This window comes from Bradyrhizobium sediminis (assembly GCF_018736085.1).
GTDB classification, from domain to species: domain Bacteria; phylum Pseudomonadota; class Alphaproteobacteria; order Rhizobiales; family Xanthobacteraceae; genus Bradyrhizobium; species Bradyrhizobium sediminis.
On record NZ_CP076134.1, the window covers coordinates 3,019,572 to 3,045,182 of the forward strand.

Below are 25,611 nucleotides of genomic sequence, written 5' to 3' on the forward strand. Positions count from 1 at the left end.
TGCTGGCGGTCACGGGGAGCGGGTCGGCATTGGCCCAGTCATGGACCGGACCTTTTGTCGGTTTGACCGCGGGCTATAGCAGCGGCCACTCCGACCAGACCGACTCCGGCATCCCGCCCTCGATCGTACCGCTCGGAGACGGCGGTTATCGCGTCAGCGGCGGCCTGACCGGCGCGACCATCGGATACAACCGGCAACAAGGCCCCTGGGTTCTCGGCCTCGAGGGCGATTATTCCTGGTCCAATATCAGCGGCAGCTCGCCGGTTTGCGCCGCCAGCACCGCAACGCCTCACCCCTGCGGAACGAAACTGGACGCACTCGGCACGCTTCGCGGCCGGGTCGGTTACGCAATGGGGCCGTCGGGCTCGGGCTGCCATACATGACGGGTGGCCTCGCGGTCGGCAACGTGCAGGGTTGGGACAAGCTGACGCCGTCGGAAGGAAGCGGGTTCCGCACCGGCTGGACCGCGGGCGCCGGCATCGAGGCGCGGATCGCGCCGCAATGGACGGCGAAGCTCGAATACCTCCACGTCGATCTCGGCCCCAGCGTGCTGTTCGATGTGGTTCCGCTGGTGCCGGAGACCGTCAGCTTCCGCGCCGACATCATTCGGGTCGGCCTCAACCGCAGTTTTGGCGATCCGGTCGTCTCCGCGCCCGCGCCGATGTACGCCAATGCCCACGCGAAGGCCCACGCGAAGGCGCCGGTGCTCGCGCCCGCCTACGACTGGAGCGGCTTCTGCGTCGGCGGCGATATCGGCGGCATGGCGCAAACCGGCTCGGGTACCTCCGACTTCTTCCAGAACGATCCGGACCCGGCCTTCGCCAATAATGTCCAGGGGCAGTCGCCCAGCTCCAGCAGCTTCATCGGCGGCCTGCTGCTGGTTTCAACTGGCAATTCGCGCGGTCCCTGGTGGCGGGCGTAGAGGGGGACTGGCAATGGATGAACGCGCACTACCTGTTCTGCCGCCAGACCGACATCGCAAGCGCGGCCTGCGCCGATAACGGCCGCGGCTTCGCCTATGGCAGCAGCGAAGCGAAATCGCTGGCGACGATCAGGGGACGCCTGGGCCTTACCTTCGATCGCCTGATGTTCTACGGCACCGGCGGCATTGCGTTTGCCGAGGTCAATTCGTCGCTCGGAACCAATTGTCTGGTTAACGGCTGTGCGGACCAGGGCGGCGCCAGCGCGGCGCTGTCGAATTACACCACCAAGAAGACCGGCTGGGTCGCCGGCGGCGGCATCGAATGGATGCTCGACGCCAACTGGGTGGTGCGCGGCGAGTACCTGCACGCCGACCTCGGCAACGTGACCAACCTCCTGGTCCTCGACCCCGTCAACAGCTGTTTCGCCGGCGGGCCGTGCGGGGCGACATTCTCGCGCGACGTCCGCTACGACATCGTGAGGCTGGGGGCGAGCTACAAGTTCGGCGGACCGGTGATCGCGCGGTACTGAGGTGGCGGAAGGGGTGTCCGACCTTTGATTTCGTTCATGTAATTCGCATTTATTGGGTCGCATCCACGAGCGTATCCACGTCATCGCTTGTAGTCATCGCGGCCATGCGATTTCCGGGATACTGAGCGTGCCAGCGCGCAGTGTCGGCCGAAACACCGAGCGCCATCAACGCACGCAGTAATTCCGATCGCGAGCCGCCGAGTCGGAATGCCTCGGTCGCGTCATCGTAAGCCGTCAAAGCCGCCTCGTTGGCCAGCGGCAGCAAGCCGTTCTCAATGGCGTATTCGCGGAGACTCGTCATATGTTCCTCCTGATGGCCGGGAGCGGCCTGCATCAATCAGCCACGAATCCGCTAAAAGGTCACGGCTTGAACTAATTTAAGTTATTGATATAATTGGACATTACGTTGACAATCAACATAAATGCTAACTGTCAACATACGGGGGAAATCGAATGAGCGCGGATAATCAAATTGCGGCGACGCTCGCCGCAGCACTACTTCAACAACCCGATGGCATGACCGAAAAAGAGCACCCGAAAAGGGCGGCACTTGCCGTCGCCACCTATTTTCAGTGCCTCGACGCGCTCGCTGCGGAAACAAAGAAGCGTAGCAAGTCGTCCAGTTCACCGCTGAACATCTAAAAAAAGGGCGACGCATCCCGTGTCGGTGCGCCGCCCCAAGGTGTCCGCCGTCTCGCTAAAGCAGCGGATTAGAGATCGACCAGATCGAACGCCGTATCCAGATCGGCCTTGGAAACTTCGCCAGCCTTCGCAGCGGCGAGCGCTTGAACAACTGACAGCATCGCCCGAGCACGCCCGCCCGAGTCGTAAGCCTGCAACGGCCGCAATAGATCGATCGTCACGGTCGAGCCGAGCTTGTCGGTGGCTTCCTCGGCGAGCAGCGCGGCAATCGGCTGCAATGTCCATTGGCAAAGATGGCGCTGGCATTCGCGCACCATCGGCCCGGTCGTGGCACTGTTGAACAGGCCAGGCAGCACGCCGAACGCCCCAAGGATGGCATCGCGTGAAGCGTCCAGCGTCTCGCTGGTCATGCTTTTTTCCAGATTTGGCGACATATCGGCCGGTTTCCAATCCGACGCCGGGGCCGGCCCGCCCGCCGCGCTGACGTTCACCGACTCGCGCAACAGAACGCGACCGCGACGGCCACGGAAGCCACGCCCCAAAGTTTCAAGATCAGTCTCGCCAGACTCCGGGAACGGCATGACCAAAGAGCCGAGCGGCGCATTTTCGAAAACCTCTGCCAGTGCGCTTTCCACCGCATTGAGCATGCCGGCCGTGAGGCTGGAACGCTTCAACGGCGCTGTGCCGTAATATGGCGCGGCGGGATCCGATCCGATGCGGAGATGCAGCACTTCGCCAGCAAGGGCGGTTTGCGTGGTGCCGCCGCCCGCCTCGGGGATGCTGATACGGTATGCAGTCGGGCGCCCGTAGCGCGTCCGCAAATCCCAATCGCTGGCCGGCACGAGAAAGTCGTCTTGAATCAGGAACACCGACTCGCCACGCAGCGCCAATGATCGGCCGATCAACGCGAGCGACTGCCGATTGAGCATTTCAGTGCCTTGGACATCGGCCAAGGCGAAACCGTTCTCCCAAAGCGAAACGCAGCTTTGCGCCGTGGCGGTCATCTCAGCAATGCCGCGCCGGCCGGAGATGTAGGCTTCGCGCGCCTGGATAATCTCGGCGGTGAAGCCGCTGCCGGCGGAACGCTTTTCCACGGCCGGAGCCGATCGCTTGAATAGCCAATCAAACACGACGATACCCCCTCAACAGATCGGCCGCGCCGCTGTTCTGCAATGCCATCGCCATCCAAGATTCGGAGCGCGAATGCGATGTGGAAATTGAACCGGCCGTAATGGATTCGGAGCGCGCACCGGCCTTACTACGCGGCGCCGCCATGTATTCGGCCAGCCGCTTGAATGCCTCATTGACCGCCGCGGGCACTGTCGGCGCGGGCGATCCGCCGCCAACCGTTCCGGTGAAGCGATACGGGCCGGTACAAGGCAGGTAATAACCGCCCAATGGCGAGGCATCGAGAGTCGCGACTTCCCACACATCGGCGGCGGACCAAACTTCGACCGTGGAAATGCTGGCTGGCGAAAGCGGCGGGTGCCATTCACCGGGGCCGTCGACGATCCAGATCACAGCGCGCGACGTGTAGCGATGCGCGACATACGACTCGATGCGGTCCCAAACGACGGCGGGAGCGAGCGCAGCCGCGGCCGTGGACAAGCCTGAGGGCGTTGCGGGGTATGACGCCGGAATCGCTTCGGTCTGTTTGATGGTCGTGGCCATTAAAGCCTCCAACGCTTGAGTACGGGGGCGAAGGTCGGCACGGTGACCAATGACGTCGGTGGCGGAACGAGCACGCCATTTTGCCAAGTCCATCCCGCCGCGACCTTTTCGTCGTCGGTTTGCGGCTCTTGCTTATCGGGCGCATCGGCGGCGGAAATGCCACTCTCTTTGTAAGCAGGCCGCGTCACGATCGAAAGTTCGTAGAGCAGCGCGGAAAAGATTGTGCGGATCGACGCATTGAACATGCCCCGGCTCGGGTCCATGCCTTCGTCGGTGAATTTCTCCGGCGTTTTGACTCTGCGCGGCGGTGGCAATCGAAAGCCGGGACTTATGCCGTAGGCAAGGCCGGAATCGATTTGAGCGAGCACGTCAATGCCGTAACTGGTCGCCGCGATCTCAGGCGCAATGTCCGCCTCAAACGTCAGCGCCTCGTCGCTATCGGTAAGGCGTAGCGAATTTGTCAGCTTGCTGGCCAAGGGCCGATTGAAGTCATGCCCAACCAAAAGATGGATTTCTTTGTCGGGCGCAGCGACCCGGAAGCCAAAAGCCCTTGGCGCAAATTCCTCTTTCTGCGGACGACCGCCATTCCGACCGCCATCCGATAGAACAGCGCGTTTTTTGTACGGAAAGCGACCACGGAGCTTGCGCCCCCCACGAGGGGAGGCGCGCACTTCCAGTTCGCCTATGAGATTGGCGAACTCGTTCATTACTGGATGCCGGTCAAGATTTGGAGCTGTTCGGCGCGCGATGCAGTCACGTCGAGCGTGGCCAACGCCGTCAAGCGAAGCCCGCCCGATGCGGCGTCGGAGAACGGATCGCGGATCAGGTCGATTGCACCCCACGTTCCAACGAAGATCGGCGAAACGCCGTTCGCGGTCGTGGTCAGCAATGCCTTGGTGGCGAGCGGCGAGCCGACCGGCGCAGCGAGCGCATTGGACGACATGACCACGTTGCCGGCGCCGATGTTTTTGATCAAACGATCCCACTCCGAAACCGCGGTGTTGGTGATCAGGTCATCGTCCATCGCGTCCCACACTTCCGGACGGATCAGCAGCTTGACGGCAGACGGGCCGTTCGCGGCGTTCGCCACGATGAACCGCTTGATTGCCGCGCGGAACGCAGCCCACGACGCAGCCGCCGAAACCGCCGTGCTCGTGATGCCGTAGCTGCCGACCAGAATGCCGGCCGGTTCACCCGACGCGCCAGCGCCAAGGAACACGGCCTTGTCCAGGGCAACGGCCATGCAGCCGTTCATGTCACGCCGCACCGCCTGCTCAAGACCATCGCCCGACTGTTTCAGGGTCTTGCGGGTGATCTTCATGGTGATGCCGAGCGTATTGTTCGGCGCAAGCGAGCGCTCTGCCGTGCTGTACGCGGTCGGGCCGCCTACGGAGCCGGTTTCCGAAGTCTGCCAAGCGGCAGCAACGCTGCTCGACGTGATCGGATATTCGTTCGTGCCCTGGTCGATGTTGACCATTTGCGCGCCCATCTGCACCGCAGCGGAGTCGGCGAAAATGCGATCGATGATCGGGCCGGTCGTTTTCGGCGCCGGCGTGCCGCTGGCAACGGTTTCGCCCGACCGCTTTTCGAGCGCCTGCCACGGAACGGGAACGCCGCGATAGCCGCCCTGCGAGCGAAGTTCCTGCACCACTTCGGCGGTCGCGCCGTCAATCTGCCGCCCTTCGTCCAGCATCAACGCGACCTGACGCAGTTCGAATTTGTCGATCAGGGCGCCATAGTCCCTGTCAGATCGGGTTTCCAGATCGTCCTTAGCTTCGCGACGCTCGGAATCTTCCACGATCAGCGCAGCGCGAAACTTGGTTTCGTTCGCCTGATACTCGGAGTCGAGCGACTCCATCGAACGGGTTTCATCCTCGCTCGGCTTGTCTTTGCCAACGAGCGCCGCGAGGTCTTTCCGAATCTCGGACTGACGACGGCTAATCTTTACAGAGTGCAACATAGAGACTCCTTTGGTTGTGGTTTCGCCAGCATGGCGACGAGATCACGCCATGCGGCGCGAGCGGGAGAGATTTCGTTTCCGAAACCGCATTCGATTTTCGTTTTGGCGGAGTGGCAGGGCTTGCAGAGCGTCTGCAAATTGCTCAACTCAAACGCCAGATCGGGCGCATCCTTGACGCGCTTTATGTGATCGACTTCCAGCATGCCGCTGGCGCTGCATTTGACGCACTTGAATCCATCACGGCGCTTTGCAGCGAGCCGAACAACTTTCCACCTCGCAGAGCGGATCACGGCTGCGCTGTGCGAGTCGTATTCACCGCGCTTCAAACCCATGTCGCCATCCGAGCTTTTTTGACCGGAGCGGCGAGCATGCGCGCGCCTTGTGCGACGGCGAGCACGCTGGCGGATGCAGCATCGATACGACCGAGCGACCGGGCTTTGGCCAATTTGATATTGTTCGCGGGATCACGAAGGCACACCGCGTCGGCGAATGCAGATCGCAACAGCAGCGACGGCGATGCCTTCACCAATCCGTCGAAGCATGCACGGCGGAAACGGTCGCAATCTTCGTTGCCATCGCGGAAACCGAACCCGCGCCACACGAGCGGGCAGCGAATGCCGGCCGCGTCAATGGCCTGGCCAAGTTCGGCTTGCTTGTACCGATCCATGGTCAAAGCCGCGACGGGCTGGCCTTCTACGTGGCGCATGACTTCCGACAGCCAAGGCGCAACCGGAACGGTCGCATTTCCCAAGGTGGACAGTTCGCCACGGCTCGACATCTCGCTGTAGCGCGGGCCAACACCATCAGCCGCGCCGCGATCGGCGAGATTGGGCGCGGAGGGAAACCAGCCGAGACATTCCAGCCTGCCGGTTTCAGGCCAGAAGAATGCCGCGGCCGTCATCGAAGCGGAGCCGCCAAGGTCAACGCCGATGACCACGGCACCAGAGCGCGGCGGTAAATCGTCCACCTCGCACTTTAGCCATTCGTCGGTTGTCAGCAGAACGTCGCGAGTCTCGCCGGAAACCCGTTCGTTGCGATTGTACAGGCGGAACGTCGTCAGGCTCGATCCACCGCGCGCGATGGCGCGGCGTGCCTGCGACTGCAACCATTCAATGTTTGAACCGATGCCACACGCAGCGCCGGGATTGGCGATCAGCAGACTCGCCAGATCGTCGGCCGGCAAGCCGGGCGCGGGTCGGTGCTCTTGGCGATAGACGCCGGGCTGTTCCTCGTCCAGCCACTTGCTGAAAGGATGCGCGTCGTCGGGCGCGCTGGTCGAGATAATCAATGCGCGACCGCCGCGCTTGCCGCCACCGGACAGCAGCGCATGTTCCAGTTCGTCGCCTTTGCCAGCAGCCCAATGGCCACGTTCGTCCAGGATGGTCAGCGTCGGCGCGCCGCCAAGGGCGGATTTTCCATCGGCCGCGAGGCAGCGCAGCAGGTGCGTGCCGTTCGCGTCCGCATACTCGATCTCTAGCCGTGGCGCGCGGCGGAACGTAAGCCGCTTCTGCACGTCGTCGGGCAGGTAACGCGCGTAGCCGGCCACGAAATTCCAGACGAGTCGGGCCTGATCTCGCGTTCTGGCGCCGACCGGAATCTCTCTATTCGGCTGCGTGTCGCCGATCTCGCCGAGCAATTCGCCAAGGGCAAGGCCCGCGCTCAATGCCGTCTTTGCATTGCCGCGGCCAATCGACAGGGCGGCAACCGAAATGCCCGGAGCAAGCGCGCCGGTAACGAATTGCTTTTGGAACGGCGCCAGTTTCAGCGACTTTCCAGCCGCCGGACCTTCTGGCACTTTGAGTCCTTGGAGGAATTTGATTGCCTTTTTGGCGTTCAATTTTGGCCCCGGTCGCGAGAGAGAAAGGAAAAGGCCCCCCCTCCGAAGGCTCCCCCCAAACAAAACGCGGGGATTGGCACCGCTGCGGGCTTGCCGTCGTCGCTGGCGCGTTGGCGCGCGAGGCGTGCGCTCGGCATCAGGTGCGGCATTGGCAAACCCACGCGCAGCCAGCGGGATCGAGCGCAACGCTGATGATTGAGAAGGTCGAGCCGGCAATCGCTACGGTGTTGCCAGGCACAGGCGTGACAGCGAGCGTGCTTGCGACGATGAACACCTTGCGGTCGTTCACTTGCACATTCGAGTCGACGTGATCGATGGTGCTATAGGTGTCTATCCACCCCGAGCAGTCATAGGGAACGTCAGTGATGACCGGCTCCCATGCGGGGCCGCTCGTCTCTTGCACCGTGACCACAGCGCTTTGCGGAATGTCCGCATTGATCAGGGCATCGGAAAGTTGTTCTGCTAGATAGCCATCAAGGATGGACAATCGTGTTCCTGTATAGACGTGTGCGGACACTGCCGCATGCTCAAACGAAAAAGCCCCGCCGCGATCTTGCGATCGAAGCAGGGTTATTGAATGCGCAGCATACTACATTTCTAGGCTTTGCGCAAATCAGTGCGTGCCTGTCGGTGGTGTCGGTGAAGTCGGTGAAAAACCATTGCACTCACTGTGACCATCACCACCGCATATCCATTCAACTCATAATTTCAGAACACATGAGAGCAATGGGTATTGGTACAGTCTAGTGGACGCATTGAATTTTCACCGACTTCACCGACCAGACCGATCAGGATGGCGATGGCAACATGGTCAATCGTTCCGCCGCTGCGACCTGATCACGCAAGCATAGTTCACGCTTCGCATAGACGGTCTGGCGTCGGCCCGCGATCTTCCATTGCCCGTCGCGGGCATCATCGGGGTTGCGCACTGAGACATATCCGCAGCCTTCGAAGCGATGACCGATCTTTCGACGGTTCTTGCGATCACGCAGCCAATCGGCAAACCCCATCGAGGATCGGCCTAGCACTTGCTGCGTCGTCACCGCGGCGGGCTTGCCCAATGCGTCGATAGCGTCGGCCATCTCGGCATCTTCCGGCGCGCGGGATGCGTCCACGATCTCCCAAAAGGCTCGCGTCTTCGGCGGCGGTGCCTTTGCGTCGAAGGCGGACAGGTCGAGCGTCGCCAGATGGTGCGCAACGATTTCATTGCCGCCGGTCGCGAACCAACTGTAGAGCGCGGACCAATATCCAGGTTGGAAGTCGTCCTTGCTTCGCGGCGACCACGCGACGAAGTGTCTGCGGTCATCGGCAGGCAAATGCAGCGCGTCCTTATTGTTCGTCGTCTGGATCACACCGCAGACGTTCAACACCGCATGTTCGCGCAGATGCTTTTCGTCCACCCGCAGCACATCGGGCGGCGCGGCCGTCAGTGTCTTGAGGTGTTCGTAAAACGCGAACCGATCCGTATCGCCAAGGTCGCGCGCCTCTGAGATACGCAGGATCACGGACTTCACAAATGAGTTGAATCGGCCGAGCACTTGCTGCGGCGACACCTCGGAACAGTTCCACGGCCCGACTGCCGCCTTGACTGGTTCGAGCAATGTATCTTTGCCAATGCCCTGATTGCCGCCCAACACCAACGCATGATTGATCTTGATATCGGGACGCTGCACGCGCTGCGCCAGCCAAGAAATGATGTGCTCGGCTTCCTCGGGATAGACCCATCGAATGTGGTCGATCCACGGTGACGCATCGCCAGCTTTCGGCTTTATCGTCGGCGGTCGGTACAGGTTGAACGTCTTGCAGCCCGCGCGGTCGATCCAGCCACCATCGGCGATCAGTCGATCCGCAATAATCTGCGATTGGCCCGGCGCCCAGGTCGCTTGTTCAACCGATCTGTTCTGGTCGAGGAATGTAGCGGCGGGAATCGGCTTCTCCCTCATTGGCACGATGACAGGTGCGAGGCGTGAGTTCACGGTTGACGCCGGCCAATGCTCGCCGGTCGGAACGAAGATGTACGAGTGAGCCGGGCTATAGGCCCAAAAATCCTCGTGCTTCACAGCATGCACGTCAGCAGCCTTGGCAGGAAACGGAACCACGTTGCCCGGCTTGATGATTGTCACTGGTCCAAGTTTCCTTTCAGGCGCGAGATACCAAGCACCATATTTCGTTCGCCAATTGGCAAGCTGCTCCGACGTGGCCGCGCCTTTGAAGGCCAGCCAAACCTTTTCCGCATCGGCGCATAGACGCAGACGATCACGTTCCGATCGCCATGAGCCGATCACGTCAATGAGATATTCGTCGCGCCACGCTTCCGGTTCGTGGTCGTCGTCCCACCACATCTTGACGACATCGCGCGCGCGGAGCGGCGTGGCGTCCCAACGGCGCGACGCATAGAGCAGCATCCGGCGCCCTTCAGATTCGCCGAGCGTCCTTTGCAAGTCCCACGCGATGGCGCTGGTCGGATGATCAGGGGATTTGTCGATGGAAAATGCGTCGATGTATTCCACGATCTCATCGCGGGTCGCGCGCTCGGCACCATCTGCCGGCGGGCAGCCACGATTGAAGTCGTAAGCCTGGCAGAGTCGTTCCGTAAAACATAAAGCGGTGTTCATATGGGTTCCTTGTGTGAAGTGAACCCAACGAGATTGTCCTTGAAAATTGAAACGAGTTGCGTTATCGAATGATTGTCACATCTATATCGATAAAGCCGCTCGCCGAGGTCACCTCGTCGGGCGGTTTTGTTTTAAGCGGCGACATCCTCGACGCCGCCCATTGCTACAAAAACGCTGTGCGCAGACGCCGCCATTGCTTTCCTGATTTCAGGATCAACAATGTCAACGAGGCGCCGGCCTTCCTCGGGCCTGACGCCGCGCGGTGCCTGCGCCAGTAAGAATCCCCGACTCGCGCGGACCAATAGGCATTCTCTGATCCGAATGCCGGAGTACTCGACGTCGAAAAACGCGAGCAGCTTATCGCCGGTTTTCCAGGGCTTCTGACCGGGCGCGACGATCGAAAGGGCCGTGATCTTCATGCGGCCACCTTGTTGCTTGCGGCCTCGCGCGCCGTGACCCATTCGTCATTCGCGTTCTGCGAAATGCGGGTGCAGCGTCCAACCTTGAACGTGCGCGGTCCTTCGCCCCGAGCCTGCAACGCATAGAAAAACGAGCGAGACAGGCCGTGGGCTTTGCACCATTCGTCGATACTCTGAGACTTCATTGGTAACCTCCGGTTAGAAACAAAAAATCCCCGCCGCGACAAATCAATGTCGAGGCAGGGCGGGTCATCAAAAAAGGCGCCGCGCTCAATCAAGAGCGAAGCACCTTCGATTTAGAATCCTCTAGCGAACACGAATATGCGCTTAAGTGTCCCCAAAGTCAAGCCGGGACCCGTTTACAGCGTGTTAACGGAATCTTTAGTGCAGTAATTCGCCCAAGCCGCCATCAACTCACGGCGCTTCACCAGCGCAGTGCTTCGCCGGTACGCAGCCTCGGTTTCGTCGCCGACAACGTGCGCCAGCGCAGCTTCCGCAGTTTCCCATGCAGCCTCGGTTTCGTCGCCAGCCCAATCGCGAAACGTCGATCGCATTCCATGCGTCGTTGCCGGGGTGTCAGTGTGGCGGGCGATGCACTTGGAAAGCGACACGTCGCTTACAGGGCGGAAGGGCAACTGCGCCAAGGCCGCCGCGGTGAGCGGGACAAAGTGCGGACGTTCGGCCTTCATGCGAATCGCCGGCACGGTCCAAAGATCGCCTTTCACTTCACTGCCGGTATCCATCTCAGCCGCTTCGTTGAAACGACAGGCGGTCAAAACAATCCAGCGCAACATGCGCGCGGTGTCGGACGTGTCACTGGCCAACGATTTCCAGAATTGCGGCATTTCCCCATAGGGCAAAGCCGGGTGATGTTTCACATCGGACTTGCGGCGGCGGGCAAGTCCCACCTGATCAAGGTGACCACGCCAGAGCGCCGGGTTTTCGCCAGCGCGCAATCCTTCGGCCTTGGCGCTATTCAAGATCGCTTCAATTCGGCCGCGCACGCGCCGCGCCGTTTCCTTCTTTGTGGTCCAGATCGGGCGCAGCACCTTTAGCACTGCTTCTGTGTCCACATCGGCGACGGCCAAATGGCCAATGATCGGATAGGCGTAATCGCGGAGGCTGTTCGTCCATTGCTGCCGATGCTTGTCGTTTTTCCACCCTGACTCTTTGCCGGCAATGTACTGCGTGGCGTAAGCCTTGAAGGTGATCGAGCGGGACGCCTCGACCTTGGCAGCCGTCCGCTGTGCGTTCCGATGCTCGATCGGGTCAACACCCTTGCGAAGCAACGCGCGGGCTTCCTGTGCCGCGTCGCGAGCCTGCGCCAGCGTCACGTCGGCAGCGGGGCCAAGGCCGGCGTACCGCTCTTTGCTGGTCACCGGGGACGTGAAGCGAAACACCCATGCCCGGTTGCCATTGCGATCAACGTCGAGCCGCAGCCCGCCGCCGTCGGTCAGCTTGTCGCCGGGCTTCGCATTTTTAACCTGGAGCGCCGTCAGTGCCATGAAAGTGTCCGCCTAACCCCACGAGGCCACCCCCGTTTAGGACGTGGATACTAGCGCAATTCGGCGGACATCTAAAGGCGCCAAGCGAATGAAAGCCCTGCACCGCAGGCACTTGCATCTCACAGAAGGACGTGGGTGGACACTGAAAGACAGTAAGGTGGCGGAAGGGGTGGGATTCGAACCCACGGTACCCTTGCAGGCACGCCGGTTTTCAAGACCGGTGCCTTAAACCACTCGGCCACCCTTCCGTCTGCAATAACAATCACTTAAGAGGCGGTGCTTGCCGCCCGCTGCGCCATTTGGCCGAATTGGCACCGTAAACGCATTGGGACAGGGTGGGATGTTCTTATTCTACCCCTGCAAACGACGCTTCCATGATCGCGGCTGCCCGGTCGTCCGTCTTGAACAGGTGGCCATAGACCTTGAGAGTTATCGCGGGTGATCCATGCCCTAGTCGACGGCTGATCGTCAACACGTCCAGGCCCGACGCTGGCATGGGTATGGCGCCATCATTTATTCGCTATCTTATCCACCAAGGACGGCCAGTCAGGGTTTGAAACGGGCCGCTGGATACCTTTTCGCGCCGCTCGATCATCTCGTACAGGCGAGGGTGCTCCTCTGCCCAAAACCGCATGTTCCTCAACGCATCCCTAACTTTGTCCCAGGTCAACAAAATGGGTAGGTCCGTCTCACGTCTGCGCGCATAGTTGTAATAGATCGAAGCGCCCGCATAGATAGATGCTGAATCTATGATCCGCCCTTCAAGTTCGTTTCTTAGTACAAGCCGACTCGTCGACGGAGCGGTGTTGTCCTGGACGAGGCTTCGCATCCGGGATTCGTGAATTTGTATCCAAGCTACGGTGGCTTCGAGCACTTCGAGGCTTCCCCTGTCCGTGAATTCGATGAAATCAGTGAGAGTCTCCAGCGCCTCGGGCGCGAGGATTTGAATAAGGCTGTCGGTCGCGGTACCGTGGGGCAGCGTCTCGCCATCGCATTTGCTGACAAGTTCGTTCAGAGATTGAGCTGAATTTGCCGCGTACGAATTAACTTGCGACAGCGCTAGAGGTAGCACGGCGCGAACCGCCGCATGCTTTCTCTCCCTTCGGTTTTTCTCCATGCCTTCCGCGTGGACGAGTGAGCGGGACGTGTTTTGAAACGCGACATATGCGGCAATTGAAGCAATGGTCGACGCAATGGTCGCAGCTATCAAGGACTGCCAATGATGCAGCCAATTCGATACCCCCATAGGCAGTGGACCGAAGATACCAAGCCAGACGCCAAGCAGCCCGATCAGCAAAAGCGAAATCGGAAGCCCCGCACGCCCTAACATCTCGCTTCACGCCTCATGCGTTTTCCCGAGTAAGTCGTGAGAAATATCATTATCGTAAGCAATGGATGGTGCGCGTCACCTTGGTTGGCGATCCGGCTTTGCGCTGGCGCGCAACTCATCGGCGATGCGGTTCGTCGAGTACATGATCACAGCAATCAACGCACTGGTGAAATAAACGATCGCGGCGAGCACCATATCGATAACGGTCCGAGAGCCCACCAAGACTGTAAAGCAGACAACCAAAGCGACGATGCTCACAACCACGGTGAACGGGTCGCCCGACCGCGCCGCATAAATCAGCGGCGCAATTGCTGTTAGGAGGAAGCAAAGGCCGACCGCTAGGACCGCCAGGCCGGAAGCGCCAACGCCGATTGACGGCGCCACTTGCGTCAGTATTTGCCGGAAGTCGGGTTGCGGAATGTCACCGTTGTACATCAGAAATGCGACTGTACCTGCAGCCGCCACTAAGATGCACAGGGACGCAAATCGAACCGTAAAGACAACGTACTGCATTCCATAGCTCCCACCTCGACAGCGTGCATAGTCTTCCGCAACCATCGCGAGAGAGCAAGAGGTCGAACGTATATCGATTGCAAACAGAGATATGGTCCGTACCGCGCTTTACTCGTGAGAATTGGCCCTCATCGCATGCTCTTCAAGTCCCGGCGTTGCGGAAACTTGGTACCGCTATAGGTCAACAAATTGCGAAAAAATCGTTGCGTCCCCGTCAGGATGAACTCGTCATCCAAGTCGCGCCCCAGGGACTTGATCGCGGCATTGTAAGCAACGGACTCGGCCGCTTTGTAGACTACGGGGTCATCCCCGGCGGTGCGGATCAGCTTCGCTCTTAACAGTCGCACAGCACTTTCATCGTCCGCCGCTTCTTCAAGCTGCGCCGCCAGGTCGTGATACGTTCGGCGGCGATCTTCGTGCTTTCGCGCGTTGCCAGCAAAATCGAAGGCGAGCGAGGCCGCGCTGACAAAAGCTAGAAGCAGGCTCGCGGCGACGATTAACCAGCGCTGTTGCTGCAGCAGCGTCGCAACTGCAGCGGTTCCCAAGAACGCATTAGCGAACATCGATCCGCGGTGCAGAGCGATAAACCAAGTTAGCCTGTCTCGATGGTACAGAGCCGCCGTGACCAATTCAAACCACAGCGACTCCTTACCACTCACTTGCGTTGCGGCGGCTGCGTTGGAGGTGGCTTCGTCGGCGGCGAGGCCGGCGCCTGACCGGGCCAATTGGTGCCGGGCGTAGGCCTCGTTGCGGCCGGCGCTGCCGGTGGCCAGTTTCTGGTCTCAACCATGGCAAATCCCTTCAGTGCGATCTGATTCGTTTAATTTACCAGCGTTCAACCGAAAAGGTGTTTGAAACCTTAGATATCCACCACCCTCCTGAGAGCGCCCCGTGCTCAAGCCCGCGGCGGAATAACCTAATTTGGCACCGTACGGAATGGGACGGGGCGGGGCGGTACAGCAAGGGACGAAAGTCCCGGTTTGTGGCGAATTTTCTGCATGAAACAGGACGCGTCAACACAACCGAGTACAGGGCAAAACGAGCGAGTGAGAATTTCAAGACCGGTGCCTTAAACCACTCGGCCACCCTTCCATCCGTAGAGATCAGCGACTTAGCAGGGGCATGCGCCCGGGGAAAGTATCAATTGCCGGTCGAACGGGCCGGCGGGCGCGCTCGACTTGTCGATGCGCCGAATAGCGCTGAGTCCGGGAGTTCTGAGCTGGCCTGCGCCCCGACTAGGTGAACGCGAAAGCGAGCAGACTGGAGCACAGCAGTGCAAAGCCGGCCGCTGTCAGTGCGAGGAACCCGTCGGAGACCAAGTCATGATGGCGCATGTCTCACCTGCCACTTTCGATGCTCGTCCGAATTAATTAAAGCTTTCGGAATCGGCTTCCCTGAAAGAGGTGCTGCGGCTCTCGCAGGCTTCAGGCCCGCGAGCGAAAACCCTCGAAGGCGTGGGCCAGGAAAATGCCCGCGCTGAACAGACCCAAACACGCTGTAACCGTCTCAATCATCGCAAATATCCTTGCGCCCCGGCCCCGACACAACGATACGGCACCGCGCACAGTCAAAAGGATTCCTTGCCGGAATCGAAAATCGGGCCGGAGTGATGCTTTCGCACAACAGATTCGTTAACGGCGCGCCGCGGACGAGCATGCGACGGCGTCCGGGTGAGGGCTCGCCCCCGCAAAAATCCGGGAAAACCGACGGGCTCTGCCCCGGCAACCATTGATTCACCACCTCGCGCTCACCCCATTTCCGCCGCGTTCGGGATGCGATATCGTTATTGGCAGGTGCGGAGGTGGGCTGCATCGGGGCGTATGACCGGCGGCGCCGTGACGTAGGCGTGTGGCCGGTGAAATGGTATTTTGGGGGGATGGGGATTCGACAGTCAGATCCAGCGGTACGGGTGGCGCGGAGCGCCGCTGCCGTGGCTGCGTGCTTCGTCCTCGCCAACTGCGCCTCCTCGGGCAAGTTTGCCAGCCGGGTCGATCCCAAATACGGCGTTTCCAGTAGCCCCCGGGTGGTCGCGATGGGCGAACCCGTGCCGAAGGGCGGCGGCACCTACCGCGTCGGCAAGCCCTATACCGTGGCGGGACGGGTGTACGTGCCGGAGGAGGACCCCAACTACCGCGCCGAGGGGATCGCCTCCTGGTACGGCGACGATTTCCACGGCCGGCTGACTGCCAATGGCGAAGTGTTCGACATGACCTCGCTGACCGCCGCCCACCCAACGCTGCCGATCCCGTCCTATGCGCGGGTGACCAATCTCTCGAACGGCAAATCGCTCATCGTCCGCGTCAACGACCGCGGCCCATACCATGGCAATCGGCTCATCGACGTCTCGAACAAAGCTGCCGAACTACTTGAATTCAAAGGCCATGGCGTGGCCCGCGTGCGGGTCGAATATGTCGCCCGGGCGCCGCTCGAAGGTTCCGACGACCGTCAACTGGTAGCGACCTTGCGCACTGGCGTTCCGGCGCCATCACCGTCGCTGGTCCGGGTCGCCTCGGCCCGTCCGTTCGTTCCGGAAACGTCGAGCCGCGCGATCCGCGGCGAGGTCCCGATGCCGGAGGGGCGGCCCTATAGCCTCGGCAATACGTCCCAGGATCTGGCGTCGATCAACGCGACCTCCGAGCTGTCCGCCTCGAGCCGCGTCCGTCCAGCCGGACGCGCGATCGAAAATCCCCGCGCCGTTTCCTATGAGAACGACGCTCGCTATGCCCCCGGTGTCAGGCCGGTCAGTGCCTATGCGCCGGTCGACCCGCGCGGCCCCAGCGAACTGCTGAGCGGGCGCGGGCTCTACTGAGCCCTCCACATCCTGCCTTAGCCGGCATTCGCTTTGAGGAAAGCGATCAAGGCGGCGTTGACCTCGTCGGCGCGTTCCTGCTGGATCCAGTGGCCGGCGCCGTCGATGATGAGTTTCTGCCTGAGGTTCGGCAGCACCCGCTCCATATCGGCCACCCGTTTGTTGCCGATCAACCCGGTGATGACGGAATCCTTCGAGCCCGCAATGAACAGCGACGGCTGACGGATCTGCGCGCCCTGCCACGGCGAGGTCAGTTCCCAGTTGCGATCGATGTTGCGGTACCAGTTCAGTCCGCCGCGGAAGCCGGATTTCCGGTAGGCCTCGCTGAAATAGACGAGGTCGGCCTCGCTGAGCCAACCCGGCAATGGCAAATCGGCGCGCGGATTGCGGAGAAATCCCTTGCCGTCCTCGACGAACATCGAAGCCGAGGGATCGGAGAATCCGCGTCCCAGCAGGGTTCGCATCGATAAATTGACGTCGCGCTCGAACTCGGCCTCGGCGACGCCGGGCGTCTGGAAGTACTGCCAATAGAAATTGCTGATGCCGCTCTCGCGCAAAGTATCGAGCGGCCGGCCGCGCCCCCGAAGGGGCGGGGGCACACTCAGGCCGGCAACGGCAGTGAAGACATCGGGCCGGAACAGCGCCGCATGCCAGGCGACCGGCGCGCCCCAGTCGTGGCCGATGATGACCGCCCGCTTTTCACCGAGCGCTTCGACCAGCGCGACCATGTCGCCGACAGTGTCGAAAATGGTGTAGGCGCCGATGTCGGCGGGTGCGCTGGTCTGCCCGAAACCGCGCATGTCCGGCGCGGCAACCCGGAAGCCCGCCGCCGCGATCGCGGGAATCTGGTGCCGCCAGGAATAGGATAATTCCGGCCAGCCATGGCAAAGCACGACGAGCGGACCCCGGCCTTGCTCGCGCAGAAAGATATCGATCCCGTTGGCGGAAACAGTACGTGTCGATGGCATCGCTATTCCGCCTTGTTTCGGGGATCTTGTTTGAGCAAACCGCAATGCCGCACGATAGGGTCGTTTGAATGGCACGGCAATCCGACCGGACCGCGGCATCGGCCAAAACCCGTGTTGTTTGCGATACTTCCAACTGGTAGAACGCCGGCTTCAAGGCATCACCGATGGCAGTCGAAACCTCATCCTCCCGCAAGCCCAGCTCCTCGACAGGACGCTGCTGGCGCCGCCTGATTGCGGCTGCGGTCGCCGGCGCCATTGCGGCCACCCTGGGGTGGGGCGGCATGATCTACGCCGCCAACAACAGCGTGCAGGGCGCCAAGAAGGAAGTGGAGGGCGGCTTCGACGGCGACGCGCCGACCGCGATCCTGATCGAAGCCAGTAGCGGCAGCGTGCTGTTCGAGAAGAACGCCGACGAGCTGCGGGCCCCCTCCAGCATGATGAAGCTGATGACGGCCGAGGTCGTCTTCAACGCCATCAAGAAGGGCGAGATCAAACTCACCGACGAATATCGCGTCAGCGAGAATGCCTGGCGTAAGGGCGGCGCGCCTTCGGGCGGGTCGACGATGTTTGCGGCGATCCACAGCAAGATTGCCGTCGACGACCTCTTGCGCGGCGCCATCATCCAGAGTGGCAACGACGCCTGCATGGTGCTGGCGGAGGCCATGGCCGGCAATGAACGTACCTTCGCCGCAGAGATGATGACCAAGCGCGCGAGAGAGATTGGTTTGGAGAAATCGACCTTCGGCAATTCCAACGGGCTGCCCGATCCCGCCAACAAGATGACGGTGCGCGAACTCGCCAGGCTCGCCCGCCACATCATCCAGACCTATCCCGATTTCTACAAACTGTTCGGTGAGCGCGAATACACCTGGAACAAGATCCGGCAGCAGAACCGCAATCCGCTTCTGACCTCGCTCGAGGGCGCCGACGGGCTGAAGACCGGCTTCACCAAGGAGGGCGGCTACGGCATGGTCGGCTCGGCCGTGCAGAACGGCATGCGGCTGATCGTGGTCGTCAACGGTCTTAACGATCCCGACGACCGCGCTTCCGAAGCCAAGAAGATGCTTGAATGGGGATTCCGCAATTTCGAAGCGCGCACGCTGTTCGCGGCCCAGCAGCAGGTCGGCTACGCCAAGGTGTTCGGCGGCGAGAGCCGCTCGGTCAAGCTCGCCAGCCCCGAACCGATCAAGGTGATGGTGCCGAAGAACGGCAGCGAAAAATTGATCGCGCGCATTGTCTACAGCGGGCCGGTGCGCGCGCCGATCGAGTCCGGTCAACGGGTCGGGGTCGTCAAGGTGTGGCGCGGTCCGAACGTCGCGTTGGAAGCGCCGGTCTATGCGGCCGAGCCGGTCGCCAGGGGATCGACGATGCGGCGGGCGATCGATGGCGCCAGCGAACTCGTGATCGGGATGTTTCGCGCCGGCGCCGAGAAACTCTGACGATGTCCGAGGCAGCGGTCAAACGAACTCCCGGGCGCGGACGATTCATCTCCTTCGAGGGTGGCGAAGGATCGGGAAAATCCACCCAGATCAAGACGCTCGCGGAACGCCTCAACGCGGCCAAGCTGCGCACCCTCGTCACGCGCGAGCCCGGCGGGTCGCCCGGCGCTGAAATCATCCGGCATCTGGTCCTGTCCGGCATGGGCAAGCTGCTCGGTCCTGACGCGGAAACGCTGCTGTTTGCCGCGGCGCGCGACGACCATGTGCGCACGGTGATTGAGCCGGCCCTCAAGCAGGGGATATGGGTGCTGTGCGACCGGTTTTCGGATTCGACGCGCGTCTATCAGGGCAGGCTAGGGCAGGTGGCTCCCGAGGTCCTCAACGCGATGCAGCGGGTCACCATCGGCGACCTCAGGCCCGATCTGACCATCATCCTCGATGTACCCGTCGAGGTCGGGATGAAGCGGGCGGCCATGCGGCGCGGCACCGGCGCGCCGGACCGGTTCGAATCGGAAGACCTGAAATTCCATCAGGACTTGCGCGATGCCTACCGGCAGATCGCAGCCGAAGATCCGCAGCGCTGCGTGCTGATCGACGCCAACGCCGACGCAGCGACCGTCGCCGCCAGCGTCTGGGCCGCCTTGCGCGACCGTTTCTTCAAGGCCGATGTCGGCGGCATGGCCAATCTCGCATGAGCGCCCGCAAGGTCGAGCCTGAGGTCGCTGTGCCTCATCCGCGCGAAACCACCGCGCTGTTCGGCCACCATGACGCCGAAATGGCGCTGCTGAATGCCTATCGCAGCGGGCGCATTCCGCATGCCTGGCTGATCGGCGGCGCGCAGGGTATCGGCAAGGCGACGCTGGCCTACCGGATGGCGCGGTTCGTGCTCGCTCATCGCAATCCGCTTGGCCCGGAGGTGCAGCGCGCCGGGACGCTCCAGATCGATCCGTCGGCCCCGGTCGCGCGCCTCGTTGCGGCCGGCGCCCATGGCAGCCTGCTCACGCTCGAACGCAGCCTCAACGACAGGGGCGTGTTGCGCACGGTGATCACCGTCGACGAGACCCGGGAAACGATTTCGTTTTTCGGCTCGACCGCGGCGGTGGAGGGCTGGCGGGTCTGCATCGTCGATACCGTCGATGAACTCAATCCCAACGCCGCCAACGCGCTATTGAAAATTCTCGAGGAGCCGCCGCAGCAATCGTTGTTCCTTCTGGTCAGTCATGCGCCCGCGCGCGTGCTGCCGACGATCCAGTCGCGCTGCCGCAAATTGCCGCTGCGGCCGCTCTCGACCGATGACGTCATCCGTGCCGCCGCTGCGGCCGCCAATATCCCGATCGACGATCCCGCGCTCGCAGAGGCCGCCGAAGCGGCGGAGGGCAGCGTCGCACGCGCGCTGACCCTGCTCGGCGGCGACGCCCTGAAACTTCACCAGCGCACCGCGGCACTATTGGCGACCCTGCCGCGGGTCGATCCGCGCGAGCTCCATGCCCTCGGCGACGCGCTCGGCGGCAGCGACCGGGTGGCGCTGGCGGCGTTCATCGACAGCGTCGATCGCTGGGTCAGTGCGCGGCTGCGCGCCGACGACGCCAACGCCAATGCGAACCTGCCCCGCCTTGCACGGCTGGCGGAGGTGTGGGAAAAGATCAACCGCGCCGCGCGCGACACCGAATCCTATAATCTTGAACGAAAACCGCTGGTTTTCTCGGTGTTCGGGATGCTTGCGGAAGCAACGCGATAAGCGTTCGCAGCAATTATCATCCCCCGGCAATCCGGATTGAGCCAAAAAGGAAATTGTGGTGGCGACACCTAAGAAGAAAACTTCCAGGAAGCGAAAAACGAAGAAGGTTCGCAGTGCCTCCGGGGCCAGCGCCGCCAGGGCAGCGGCCGCGAAAAAGCGCGCCAGGGGCACGGTGAAGAAAGCCAAGAAGGCCGGCCGGAAAACGGCGAAGAAAGCCACCAAGAAAACGACAACGAAAACGACAAAGAAGACGGCAGAGAAAACCCGAAAGCCGGTTACGAAAAAGCCTGCCAAGAAATCGGCGAAGAAGTCCGCCAGGCAGGCAAAATCGAAGACCGTTACGACGCCGACACAGCCGGCCGTTGCCAAAGAGATTGCCAGGAAACCCGCCGCCGGCAAGGTGAAGAAGAAGGCCGCCCCGGTCGCAATCAAACCGGCCTCGACCGACAGGAACAGCTTCTACATCACGACCGCCATCGCCTATCCCAACGGCGTGCCGCATATCGGCCACGCCTATGAAGCGATCGCGACCGATGCGCTGGCGCGTTTTCAGCGGCTCGACGGCAAGGACGTGTTCTTTCTCACCGGCACCGACGAGCACGGCCTGAAGATGGTGCAGACCGCGCAAGCCGAAGAACTTCCGACCATGGAGGTTGCGACGCGCAATGCGCAGCGGTTCAAGGACATGGACGAGCGCCTCAACGTCTCGTTCGACCGCTTCATCCGCACCACGGAAGAGCAGCATCATCGCTCCAGCCAGGAGATCTGGAGGCGGATGGCCGCCAATGGCGACATCTATCTCGACAGCTATGCCGGCTGGTACTCGGTGCGCGACGAAGCCTATTACGCCGAGGACGAGACCGTCGTCGGCGAGGACAATGTGCGGCGCGGGCCACAGGGCACGCCGGTCGAATGGGTCGAGGAGAAGAGCTATTTCTTCAGACTGTCCGCCTATCAGGACAGGCTCCTCAAGCTGTACGAGACGCAGCCGGATTTCATCGGACCGGACTCGCGCAAGAACGAAGTGATCAGCTTCGTCAAAGGCGGACTGCGGGACCTGTCGATTTCGCGAACCACGTTCGACTGGGGCGTCAGGGTTCCCGGCGACCCCGAGCATGTGATGTATGTCTGGGTCGACGCGCTCACCAATTACATCACCGGCGTCGGCTTTCCGGACGAGAACGACGCCAACTGGCGCTACTGGCCGGCCGACGTTCATATCATCGGCAAGGACATCATCCGTTTCCACGCGGTGTACTGGCCGGCGTTCCTGATGTCGGCGGGCATTCCGGTGCAGAAGCGCGTCTATGCCCACGGCTTCCTGTTCAGCCGCGGCGAGAAAATGTCGAAGTCGCTCGGCAACGTCGTCGACCCCTTCAATCTCGCCGACCAGTACGGCGTCGATCAAGTGCGCTATTTCTTCCTGCGCGAGGTGCCGTTCGGACAGGACGGCAACTATAATCACGAAGCGATCGTCGCTCGCATCAACGCCGATCTCGCCAACGATCTCGGCAATCTGGCGCAGCGCTCGCTGTCGATGATCGCCAAGCAGCTCGACGGCGTGCTGCCGGAGCCGGGCGCCTTCACCGACAACGACAAGGCGATCCTGGCGCAGGCCGACGGCATGCTCGCGCTGGCGCGCACGGCGATGGCGACCCAGCAGATTCACCAGGCGCTCAATGTGGTCTGGGCCGTGGTGGCGGAAGCCAATCGCTATTTCGCGGGCGAGGCGCCGTGGGCGCTGGCGAAAACCGATCCGCTACGCCAGCGCACGGTCCTGTACGTGACCGCCGAGGTGGTCCGCCAGATCGCCATATTGGCGCAACCGGTGATGCCGGCATCGTCGGCGAAGCTGCTGGACAGTCTCGGGGTGCCCACGGAAGCGCGTAACTTCGCGGCACTCGGCGGCGCGACGCGCATCAAGCCGGGCACCAAGCTGCCGGCGCCGACGGGCGTTTTTCCGCGTTACGTCGAACCGACCGCCGGCTGAACGGTTGGATTGCAATGCTCGTCGATAGCCACTGCCATCTCGATTTTCCCGATTTTGCCGAGGATCTCGACGGCATCGTCGCGCGCGCGGAAACGGCCGGGATCGGGCGCATCGTCACCATCTCGACGCGGGTGAGGCGCCTTGCCGGATTGCTGGAGATCGCCGAGCGGTTTCCGAACGTCTATTGCTCGGTCGGCACCCATCCGCATCACGCCGACGAGGAAGACGGCATTCCAGCCGCCGAATTGATCGAACTGACCAGGCATCCGAAGGTGGTGGCGCTCGGCGAGGCGGGGCTGGACAATTTCTACGACAACGGCTCGCCGGAAGCGCAGGAGCGCGGCTTTCGCGCCCACATCGCCGCTGCGCGGGCGACCGGGCTGCCGCTGGTCATACACACCCGCGAGGCCGACGAAGCCTGCGGCCGCATCCTCGAAGATGAAATGGCCAAGGGACCGTTTCGCGCCGTGCTGCATTGCTATACCGGCGGGCGCGATCTGGCGATGAAGGCGATCTCGCTGGGGCTTTCGATCTCGTTCACCGGCATTCTGACCTTCAAGAAATCGCAAAGCTTGCGCGAGCTCGCGGCCGAGCTTCCCGCCGACCGCATCATGGTGGAAACCGACGCGCCGTATCTCGCGCCGGGAAAGTTCCGCGGCAAGCGCAACGAGCCTTCTTACGTGGTCGAAGTCGCAAAGGTGCTGGCGGAAACGCGCGGCGTCTCGTTCGAAGAGATCTCCCGCCAGACCACCGAAAACTTCTTCCGCCTGTTCTCCAAGGTCCCGGCGACGAAAGCTGCGGCATGACGCTGACCCTGACAGTGCTCGGCTGCGGTTCTTCCGCCGGCGTGCCACGTCCCGCGCTCGGCTGGGGCGCCTGCGATCCCGGCAACCCGAAGAACCGGCGCCGCCGCTGTTCGCTGCTGGCCGAGCGGGTATCGGAAGGCGGGATCACCCGGATCGTGATCGATACCGCGCCCGACCTGCGCGAGCAGTTGATCGACGCCAATGTCGATCATATCGACGCGGTGTTCCTGACCCATGAGCACGCCGACCAGACCCACGGCATCGACGATCTGCGTTCCGTCGTGATGCACCAGCGCCGGCGCATTCCGGTCTATCTCAACCGGTCGACCGCCGACCACGTCCTGCTGCGGTTTTCCTACTGTTTCGTGACGCCGCCGGGCAGCGAGTATCCGCCGATCCTCGACCAGCATGGAATCGAGGCCGGCGAAAGCCGCACCGTCGAAGGGAGGGGCGGTGCAGTGACGCTTTCGGCATTTCTCCTGCAGCACGGCAATATTCAGGCGCTTGGCTACCGGATCGGCGACGCCGCCTATACACCCGACCTCAGCGACATTCCGGCCGAGAGCTGGCCGTTCCTGAAGGATCTCGATCTCTGGATCATCGACGGGCTGCGCTATGCCGGCCACCCCAGCCATTTCAGCGTCAACGACGCGCTGGCCTGGATCGACCGCTTCAAGCCGCGCCGGGCCGTCATCACCAACATGCATTCCGACCTGGATTACGAAGTGCTGCGGCAAAGCCTGCCCAAGGGCGTGATCCCGGCCTATGACGGATTGCGGCTGACGGTGGAGCAGACGGGCTGGTCTGGATGTGAGCTCTCAATAGGTTGTCCATCCGATCCGGACCGAGGAAACTGAGGTTGCGAAGCTTCAGAGTCCAAGGAGGGACCGGATGAACATGCATAAGAATGCCCGCCTGACGCCCACCTATTTCTTATAGGCGGCGATCACGGCTTCGCCATCGGAGCCGGCCTTTTTCGACCAATCGGCCGTCAGCTGCTCGCCGATTTTCTCGAGGCCGGCCTTCAGCGCCGGAGGTGGCGGAAGCACCTTCATCTTGTTGGCCTGAAGCTGTTCGAGATACCACTTCGCCTTTTCTTCCGCGAGCTTCCAGCCGCGTTCCTCGGCGACAACAGCCGCCTTGAGGATCGCATCCTGAGTCGGCTTGTCGAGCGCGTCAAAAGCCGCCTTGTTCACGAAGGTCGCGTTCTTCGGAATCCAGGCCTGCGCATCATAGAAGTGCGTCATGGTTTCCCAGGCCTTGCTGTCGTAGCCGGTCGAGCCTGAGGTCATGAATGCGTTCACAACGCCGGTAGCCAGCGCCTGCGGCAATTCCGCCGCCTGGATGGTGATAGGCTGCGCGCCGACAAGCTCGGCGATGCGCGAGGTGCCGACATTATAGGCGCGCCACTTCAAGCCTTTCATATCCTCAATGGTGTTGAGGTCTTTCTTGGCATAAATGCCCTGCGGACCCCACGGCACCGCGAAGAGAAGCAGCAGGCCTTGCGATGCGAGCTTCTTTTCGACCGCGGGTTTTGACGCCAGCCACAGCTTCTTGGCTGCCGGATAGCTCGTCGCCAGGAACGGGACAACATCGATGCCGAAAAGCGGGTCCTCGTTCTCATGCAGCGAGATCAGAACCTCACCCGCCTGCGCCTGACCGGTTGCGACCGCGCGCTTGATTTCCGGCGCCTTGAATAGAGACGCCGCAGGATGCACGGTGATTTGCAGCTTGCCGCCGGTGGCGTCGGCAACATCCTTGGCAAACGCGATCAGGTTCACCGAATGCGGATTGTCCGCCGGATAGGCCGCCGGAAGATTCCATTTTGTCTGCGCCATCGCGGGAACGACAAGTGCGGGAACGGCAAGAGCCGCGACGCAGGCAGCCATTGCGCACGTTTTAACAAGCCTGAACATG

General features: G+C 61.8%; 28 protein-coding genes and 1 tRNA gene. 11 read left to right on the forward strand and 18 right to left on the reverse strand.

Features of this window, described 5'->3' with window-relative positions:
* The first annotated feature begins 29 nt into the window (after positions 1-29).
* From KMZ29_RS14645 to KMZ29_RS14655, 3 genes are read left to right on the forward strand one after another with little or no spacing between them, the layout of a single operon-like run.
* Entirely contained in the window at positions 30-383 is a 354-nt protein-coding gene (locus KMZ29_RS14645; protein WP_215619931.1) for a hypothetical protein, read from the forward strand.
* On the forward strand, positions 380-922 hold the full coding sequence (locus KMZ29_RS14650; RefSeq protein ID WP_215619932.1) for an outer membrane protein: 543 nt from the start codon (positions 380-382) through the stop codon (positions 920-922). Before KMZ29_RS14645 ends, KMZ29_RS14650 begins: the two co-directional genes overlap by 4 nt.
* The gene (locus tag KMZ29_RS14655) at positions 910-1,452 is read left to right on the forward strand and encodes an outer membrane protein (protein ID WP_440131711.1); all 543 of its coding nucleotides are present in this window, start codon (positions 910-912) and stop codon (positions 1,450-1,452) included. The genes KMZ29_RS14650 and KMZ29_RS14655 overlap by 13 nt, the downstream gene beginning before the upstream one ends.
* Before the next feature lie 49 nt (positions 1,453-1,501).
* On the opposite strand, the gene KMZ29_RS14660 is transcribed toward KMZ29_RS14655, so the two are convergent.
* A complete protein-coding gene (locus KMZ29_RS14660) occupies positions 1,502-1,753 on the reverse strand; it encodes a hypothetical protein (protein WP_215619934.1) in 252 nt (83 codons plus the stop codon).
* Between the two features lie 152 nt (positions 1,754-1,905).
* Here KMZ29_RS14660 and KMZ29_RS14665 point away from each other — a divergent pair, with 152 nt between their 5' ends.
* Positions 1,906-2,094 carry a hypothetical protein gene (locus tag KMZ29_RS14665; protein WP_215619935.1) on the forward strand — a complete coding sequence of 63 codons (189 nt, stop codon included), beginning with the start codon at positions 1,906-1,908 and terminating at the stop codon, positions 2,092-2,094.
* Positions 2,095-2,162: 68 nt separating this feature from the next.
* Here KMZ29_RS14665 and KMZ29_RS14670 read toward each other — a convergent pair whose 3' ends face one another.
* From KMZ29_RS14670 to KMZ29_RS14740, 15 genes are all read right to left on the reverse strand, one after another.
* Positions 2,163-3,188, reverse strand: coding sequence for a phage portal protein (locus tag KMZ29_RS14670; RefSeq protein ID WP_249779693.1), 1,026 nt, complete (start codon positions 3,186-3,188; stop codon positions 2,163-2,165).
* A gap of 28 nt (positions 3,189-3,216) precedes the next feature.
* Entirely contained in the window at positions 3,217-3,765 is a 549-nt protein-coding gene (locus tag KMZ29_RS14675; protein WP_215619936.1) for a hypothetical protein, read from the reverse strand.
* Positions 3,765-4,472, reverse strand: a complete 708-nt coding sequence (locus tag KMZ29_RS14680) for an HK97 family phage prohead protease (RefSeq protein ID WP_215619937.1) — start codon at positions 4,470-4,472, stop codon at positions 3,765-3,767. The genes KMZ29_RS14675 and KMZ29_RS14680 overlap by 1 nt, the downstream gene beginning before the upstream one ends.
* Positions 4,472-5,725, reverse strand: a complete 1,254-nt coding sequence (locus KMZ29_RS14685) for a phage major capsid protein (RefSeq protein WP_215619938.1) — start codon at positions 5,723-5,725, stop codon at positions 4,472-4,474. Before KMZ29_RS14685 ends, KMZ29_RS14680 begins: the two co-directional genes overlap by 1 nt.
* Complete coding sequence (locus KMZ29_RS14690) at positions 5,710-6,057, reverse strand: HNH endonuclease (protein ID WP_215619939.1); 348 nt, start codon at positions 6,055-6,057, stop codon at positions 5,710-5,712. Before KMZ29_RS14690 ends, KMZ29_RS14685 begins: the two co-directional genes overlap by 16 nt.
* Positions 6,048-7,562 carry a terminase large subunit domain-containing protein gene (locus tag KMZ29_RS14695; RefSeq protein WP_215619940.1) on the reverse strand — a complete coding sequence of 505 codons (1,515 nt, stop codon included), beginning with the start codon at positions 7,560-7,562 and terminating at the stop codon, positions 6,048-6,050. The genes KMZ29_RS14690 and KMZ29_RS14695 overlap by 10 nt, the downstream gene beginning before the upstream one ends.
* A gap of 136 nt (positions 7,563-7,698) precedes the next feature.
* The gene (locus tag KMZ29_RS14700; protein WP_215619941.1) at positions 7,699-8,049 is read right to left on the reverse strand and encodes a hypothetical protein; all 351 of its coding nucleotides are present in this window, start codon (positions 8,047-8,049) and stop codon (positions 7,699-7,701) included.
* Between the two features lie 301 nt (positions 8,050-8,350).
* Positions 8,351-10,177 (reverse strand): primase-helicase family protein, encoded by a 1,827-nt coding sequence (locus KMZ29_RS14705; protein ID WP_215619942.1) that lies wholly within the window; start codon positions 10,175-10,177, stop codon positions 8,351-8,353.
* 131 nt (positions 10,178-10,308) lie between these two features.
* Positions 10,309-10,596: a hypothetical protein gene (locus tag KMZ29_RS14710; RefSeq protein WP_215619943.1), complete on the reverse strand. Its 288-nt coding sequence runs from the start codon at positions 10,594-10,596 to the stop codon at positions 10,309-10,311.
* Positions 10,593-10,874, reverse strand: coding sequence for a helix-turn-helix transcriptional regulator (locus KMZ29_RS14715; protein ID WP_249779694.1), 282 nt, complete (start codon positions 10,872-10,874; stop codon positions 10,593-10,595). The genes KMZ29_RS14710 and KMZ29_RS14715 overlap by 4 nt, the downstream gene beginning before the upstream one ends.
* A gap of 81 nt (positions 10,875-10,955) precedes the next feature.
* A complete protein-coding gene (locus KMZ29_RS14720; RefSeq protein WP_215619944.1) occupies positions 10,956-12,101 on the reverse strand; it encodes a tyrosine-type recombinase/integrase in 1,146 nt (381 codons plus the stop codon).
* 158 nt (positions 12,102-12,259) lie between these two features.
* Positions 12,260-12,349: transfer RNA gene (locus tag KMZ29_RS14725), tRNA-Ser, on the reverse strand.
* Between the two features lie 272 nt (positions 12,350-12,621).
* Positions 12,622-13,398 (reverse strand): hypothetical protein, encoded by a 777-nt coding sequence (locus KMZ29_RS14730; protein WP_215619945.1) that lies wholly within the window; start codon positions 13,396-13,398, stop codon positions 12,622-12,624.
* Between the two features lie 108 nt (positions 13,399-13,506).
* Entirely contained in the window at positions 13,507-13,944 is a 438-nt protein-coding gene (locus tag KMZ29_RS14735; protein ID WP_215619946.1) for a hypothetical protein, read from the reverse strand.
* 128 nt (positions 13,945-14,072) lie between these two features.
* The gene (locus KMZ29_RS14740; RefSeq protein WP_215619947.1) at positions 14,073-14,669 is read right to left on the reverse strand and encodes a hypothetical protein; all 597 of its coding nucleotides are present in this window, start codon (positions 14,667-14,669) and stop codon (positions 14,073-14,075) included.
* Between the two features lie 1,151 nt (positions 14,670-15,820).
* Between KMZ29_RS14740 and KMZ29_RS14745 the strand changes: the two genes are divergently transcribed.
* The gene (locus KMZ29_RS14745) at positions 15,821-16,753 is read left to right on the forward strand and encodes a septal ring lytic transglycosylase RlpA family protein (RefSeq protein ID WP_215619948.1); all 933 of its coding nucleotides are present in this window, start codon (positions 15,821-15,823) and stop codon (positions 16,751-16,753) included.
* 17 nt (positions 16,754-16,770) lie between these two features.
* Here the strand turns inward: KMZ29_RS14745 and KMZ29_RS14750 are convergent, their stop codons facing one another.
* The gene (locus KMZ29_RS14750; protein WP_215619949.1) at positions 16,771-17,721 is read right to left on the reverse strand and encodes an alpha/beta fold hydrolase; all 951 of its coding nucleotides are present in this window, start codon (positions 17,719-17,721) and stop codon (positions 16,771-16,773) included.
* Positions 17,722-17,885: 164 nt separating this feature from the next.
* On the opposite strand from KMZ29_RS14750, the gene KMZ29_RS14755 reads away from it, so the two are divergent.
* Genes KMZ29_RS14755 through KMZ29_RS14780 form a run of 6 tightly spaced genes read left to right on the forward strand, consistent with a single transcriptional unit; the run spans position 17,886 to position 24,551 of the window.
* Positions 17,886-19,160: a D-alanyl-D-alanine carboxypeptidase family protein gene (locus KMZ29_RS14755; RefSeq protein ID WP_215619950.1), complete on the forward strand. Its 1,275-nt coding sequence runs from the start codon at positions 17,886-17,888 to the stop codon at positions 19,158-19,160.
* A 2-nt stretch (positions 19,161-19,162) separates the two neighbouring features.
* Complete coding sequence (gene tmk, locus KMZ29_RS14760; protein WP_215619951.1) at positions 19,163-19,855, forward strand: dTMP kinase; 693 nt, start codon at positions 19,163-19,165, stop codon at positions 19,853-19,855.
* Complete coding sequence (locus tag KMZ29_RS14765; protein WP_215619952.1) at positions 19,852-20,898, forward strand: DNA polymerase III subunit delta'; 1,047 nt, start codon at positions 19,852-19,854, stop codon at positions 20,896-20,898. Before tmk ends, KMZ29_RS14765 begins: the two co-directional genes overlap by 4 nt.
* Positions 20,899-20,956: 58 nt before the next feature.
* Positions 20,957-22,888, forward strand: coding sequence for a methionine--tRNA ligase (gene metG, locus KMZ29_RS14770; RefSeq protein WP_215619953.1), 1,932 nt, complete (start codon positions 20,957-20,959; stop codon positions 22,886-22,888).
* A gap of 14 nt (positions 22,889-22,902) precedes the next feature.
* Positions 22,903-23,694: a TatD family hydrolase gene (locus KMZ29_RS14775; protein WP_215619954.1), complete on the forward strand. Its 792-nt coding sequence runs from the start codon at positions 22,903-22,905 to the stop codon at positions 23,692-23,694.
* Positions 23,691-24,551 carry an MBL fold metallo-hydrolase gene (locus tag KMZ29_RS14780; RefSeq protein ID WP_215619955.1) on the forward strand — a complete coding sequence of 287 codons (861 nt, stop codon included), beginning with the start codon at positions 23,691-23,693 and terminating at the stop codon, positions 24,549-24,551. Before KMZ29_RS14775 ends, KMZ29_RS14780 begins: the two co-directional genes overlap by 4 nt.
* A 69-nt stretch (positions 24,552-24,620) precedes the next feature.
* Here the strand turns inward: KMZ29_RS14780 and KMZ29_RS14785 are convergent, their stop codons facing one another.
* Positions 24,621-25,583, reverse strand: coding sequence for a TRAP transporter substrate-binding protein (locus tag KMZ29_RS14785; protein ID WP_249779695.1), 963 nt, complete (start codon positions 25,581-25,583; stop codon positions 24,621-24,623).
* Positions 25,584-25,611 lie beyond the last annotated feature (28 nt).